The following is a 3,236-nucleotide window of genomic DNA, read 5'->3' as shown; positions in this document are numbered from 1 at the left end:
GCGGGGGTAGCCGTCGGCGTAACCGCAGGCGACCACACCAATGCGCATGTCTTGCTCCGCGGTGAAGCGGCTGCCGTAGCCGATGGTGTCACCAGCGCGCAGGTGCTGCACCCCGATCAGCTTGGAGTGCAGTGTCATGGCCGGCTGCAGGCCCCAGTGATCGGCATCGTGCTCGGGGTGGTCGGGCGAGGCGCCGTAGAGCATCACGCCTGGGCGAACCCAATCGCCCCGGATTTTCGGATCGTGGGCGTGTCGCAGGGTCGCGGCGCTGTTGCACAGGCTGCGCTCGCCGCTGAGATCGGCCGTGTGGTGGTGAAAGACCTCGGCTTGGTGGGCGATGCCCCGTGGACCGTCGGCATCGGAAAAATGCGTGATGAACGAGACCTCGTCGACCTGGGGCAGGGCGCTCAGGCGCAGCCAGGCATTGCGAAAGGCCTGTGGCGTGAAACCCAGGCGGTTCATGCCCGTGTTCATCTTGAGGAAAACGCGCTGGGGCCACTCGGTTTTGTGCTGCGCCAGCCAGTCGATCTGCTGTTCGCAGTGCACCACGTGCCACAGGTCCAGGCGCGAACACCACTCCAGGTCGCGTGCGTCGAACACGCCTTCGAGCAGCAGGATGGGGCCGCGCCAGTCCATCTCGCGCAACTTGCGCGCTTCGGCGATGTCCAGCAGCGCGAAGCCGTCGGCTGCGCGCAGGCCTTCGAAGGCGCGCTCCAGGCCGTGACCGTAGGCGTTGGCCTTGACCACCGCCCAGATTCGCGCATCCGGGGCGCATTCGCGGGTGCGGACGAGGTTGTGCCTGAGGGCATCGAGGTGAATCAGGGCTTCTAGCGGACGCGGCATGGGACGGGATTTTGCCAGCCATGTTCGTGGTGCGTGCCGGGCACCGGTTTTGATCCCTGTTTGACGCCGTTGATGCGCGCGCTCTGCCGTTTGGACCGCCTTGTGCAACAGGCCGGCATGCTATAACCCGCTGCCTTGATCGGACGCGTTGAGAAACACTCCCTGACCGATCCGGCAGCCGACGTTTGACTGGAACCCTCGTGAACCCCTGACTGCGCGCATGAAAAAAGGCTTCTACACCATCATGGCGGCGCAGTTCTTCAGCTCGCTGGCCGACAACGCCTTGTTCGTCGCGGCGGTGGAATTGCTGAAGTCCAGCGGGGCGCCGGCCTGGCAGCCTGCGGCGCTGGTGCCCATGTTTGCGCTTTTTTACGTGGTGCTGGCCCCCTTCGTGGGCGCTTTCGCCGACGCCCTGCCCAAGGGGCGGGTCATGTTCCTGTCCAACTCCGTCAAGGTGGTGGGTTGCCTGATGATGCTGTTCGGCAGCCACCCGCTCATGGCCTACGCGGTGGTGGGCCTGGGCGCGGCGGCGTACTCGCCCGCCAAGTACGGCATCCTCACCGAGCTGCTGCCCCCCTCTCAGTTGGTCAAGGCCAATGGCTGGATCGAGGGCCTGACGATCACATCCATCATCCTGGGTGTGGTGCTGGGCGGCCAGCTCATGGGTCATCACGTTGCGCCCCACCTGCTGGCCATCGACCTGCCTGGGTTCGACTGCGGCATCGACACGCCGGCCGAGGTGGCCATCTCCACGCTGGTGCTGCTCTACGCGATCGCTGCGTGGTTCAACCTGCGCATCCCGCGCACCGATGCCCCGCTGCAGCCCTTTGCCTCCAACCCGCTGGAGCTGGCTCGCGATTTCTGGGGCTGCAACCGCCGCCTGTGGCAGGACAAGCTCGGTCAGATCTCGCTGGCCACGACGACGCTGTTCTGGGGCGTTTCCGGCAATTTGCGCTACATCGTGCTGGCTTGGGCGGGTGTCGCGCTGCACTACGACACCACCAAGGCTTCTGCCTTGGTCGGCGTGGTGGCCATTGGCACGGCGGTGGGCGCCGTGGTCGCTTCGGTCAAGATGAAGCTGGATAAAGCGACGGCCGTCATCCCGCTGGGGGTGGCGATGGGCGTGCTGGTGCTGGGCATGAATTTCTTGACCGACATCGTGATCGCCGTGCCTTTCCTGATCCTGCTGGGCGGGCTGGGCGGCTTCCTGGTCGTGCCGATGAACGCGTTGCTGCAGCACCGCGGGCACAACCTGATGGGAGCAGGGCGCTCGATCGCCGTGCAGAACTTCAACGAGCAGGCTTGCATCCTGCTGCTGGGCTTCATGTACGCGGCGCTGACCAACTCAGGCTTGTCGGCATATGGCGCGATTTCTGCCTTTGGTGTCGTGGTGGCGGTGTCGATGCTGGTGATCGGCATGTGGCACCGCATGAACCTGCGTCGGCACCCCGCCGAGGTCGAGCGGCTGTTGGCCATCGCCCGCTCAGATCACCACCATTGAGCGCGGTGGGTGTGCCCTGCGACAGGCTGGTGCACGGCTGCTCACGTCTGCTCACAAAGGGCGCACACAGCTTTACAAACGGCTGTCGTCGTGCTGAGGGCGCGGGCCGTTGAGGTCTCACAGGAGACCATCATGCAAACCTCTTCCCTCGTTCGCATCGTTCAACGTGTTGCCGCCCTGGCCGTTCTGGCTGGGGGCGTGTCTGCCGCACAGGCCGGTGGCGTGTACTGGGCAGTCAATGTGGATGCCCCTTCACATGGCGGCGGCCGGGTCGGCACGACCATTTCCAATTCGCCCCGTGGCTTGTACGGCCCTGCGCCCGTGATCATTGCCCCGCCCGTGGTGGTGGCGCCGCAGCCCGTTTACCAGGTGGGGTACCCCGGCTACCACTCGGGGCACCGCCACGCCCGCGGCCACCATGGCTGGTGGGGTGGCAAACACCGTTACCACCGTGGCTACCACCATGGGTACCGCGAGGGCTACCGCGATGGCCGTGACGACGACCGAGGTTGGGACCGCCGCGGTGGCCACGATGACGACGGCGGCTGGCGCGGTCATCGCTGAGCCAGACGCAAGCTGGCCGGTCCCGGGTGGGTGGGTCGTCAGCGACGGCGGCTGCCCCCCAGCAGCGAACCCAGAACACCTCGGATGATTTCGCGCCCCACCGTCGAGCCGATGGTGCGGGCGGCCGACTTGGCCACGGTCTCCAGGATGGAGTCCTTGCGGCCACTGCCCTTGAGCATGCCGTCGGCCACGTCGCCCAGCCAGCCGCCGCCGGTCGAACCCGCCGCATCGCGGGCGCCCCCCGCAGCGCCACCCTTGACCGCATCGGCGGCTTCTTCGGCCATGCTCCGTTCGCGGCCTGATGCGCTTCGGTCAGGCCCGCTGCCTG

At 66.5% G+C, this 3,236-nt stretch carries 4 protein-coding genes; 2 read left to right on the top strand and 2 right to left on the bottom strand.

The genetic code is table 11. The features are described 5' to 3' along the window. Positions 1–843, bottom strand: an 843-nt coding sequence (alr, locus tag B2W70_RS04280) for an alanine racemase (protein WP_286743200.1), incomplete at its 3' end; no start/stop codon positions are given. Between the two features lie 220 nt (positions 844–1,063). Between alr and lplT the strand changes: the two genes are divergently transcribed. Next, positions 1,064–2,344, top strand: coding sequence for a lysophospholipid transporter LplT (lplT, locus tag B2W70_RS04275; RefSeq protein ID WP_286743197.1), 1,281 nt, complete (start codon positions 1,064–1,066; stop codon positions 2,342–2,344). A 132-nt stretch (positions 2,345–2,476) separates the two neighbouring features. Continuing rightward, positions 2,477–2,908: a hypothetical protein gene (locus B2W70_RS04270; RefSeq protein ID WP_286743195.1), complete on the top strand. Its 432-nt coding sequence runs from the start codon at positions 2,477–2,479 to the stop codon at positions 2,906–2,908. Between the two features lie 38 nt (positions 2,909–2,946). Here the strand turns inward: B2W70_RS04270 and B2W70_RS04265 are convergent. After that, the coding region (locus B2W70_RS04265) for a helicase HerA-like domain-containing protein (RefSeq protein WP_286743193.1) at positions 2,947–3,236 on the bottom strand (290 nt) is incomplete at its 5' end.

This window comes from Aquabacterium sp. UBA2148, from assembly GCF_002328915.1.
Lineage (GTDB): Bacteria > Pseudomonadota > Gammaproteobacteria > Burkholderiales > Burkholderiaceae_C > Aquabacterium > Aquabacterium parvum.
The sequence above is the reverse complement of the archived record's forward strand: the minus strand, read 5'-3'. Positions and strand labels throughout refer to the sequence as shown.

What these genes read in the sequence shown, in the direction of transcription:
- lplT (WP_286743197.1), top strand. Translation starts at nt 1,064, where the DNA reads ATGAAAAAAGGCTTCTACACCATCATGGCGGCGCAGTTCTTCAGCTCG.
- B2W70_RS04270 (WP_286743195.1), top strand. Translation starts at nt 2,477, where the DNA reads ATGCAAACCTCTTCCCTCGTTCGCATCGTTCAACGTGTTGCCGCCCTG.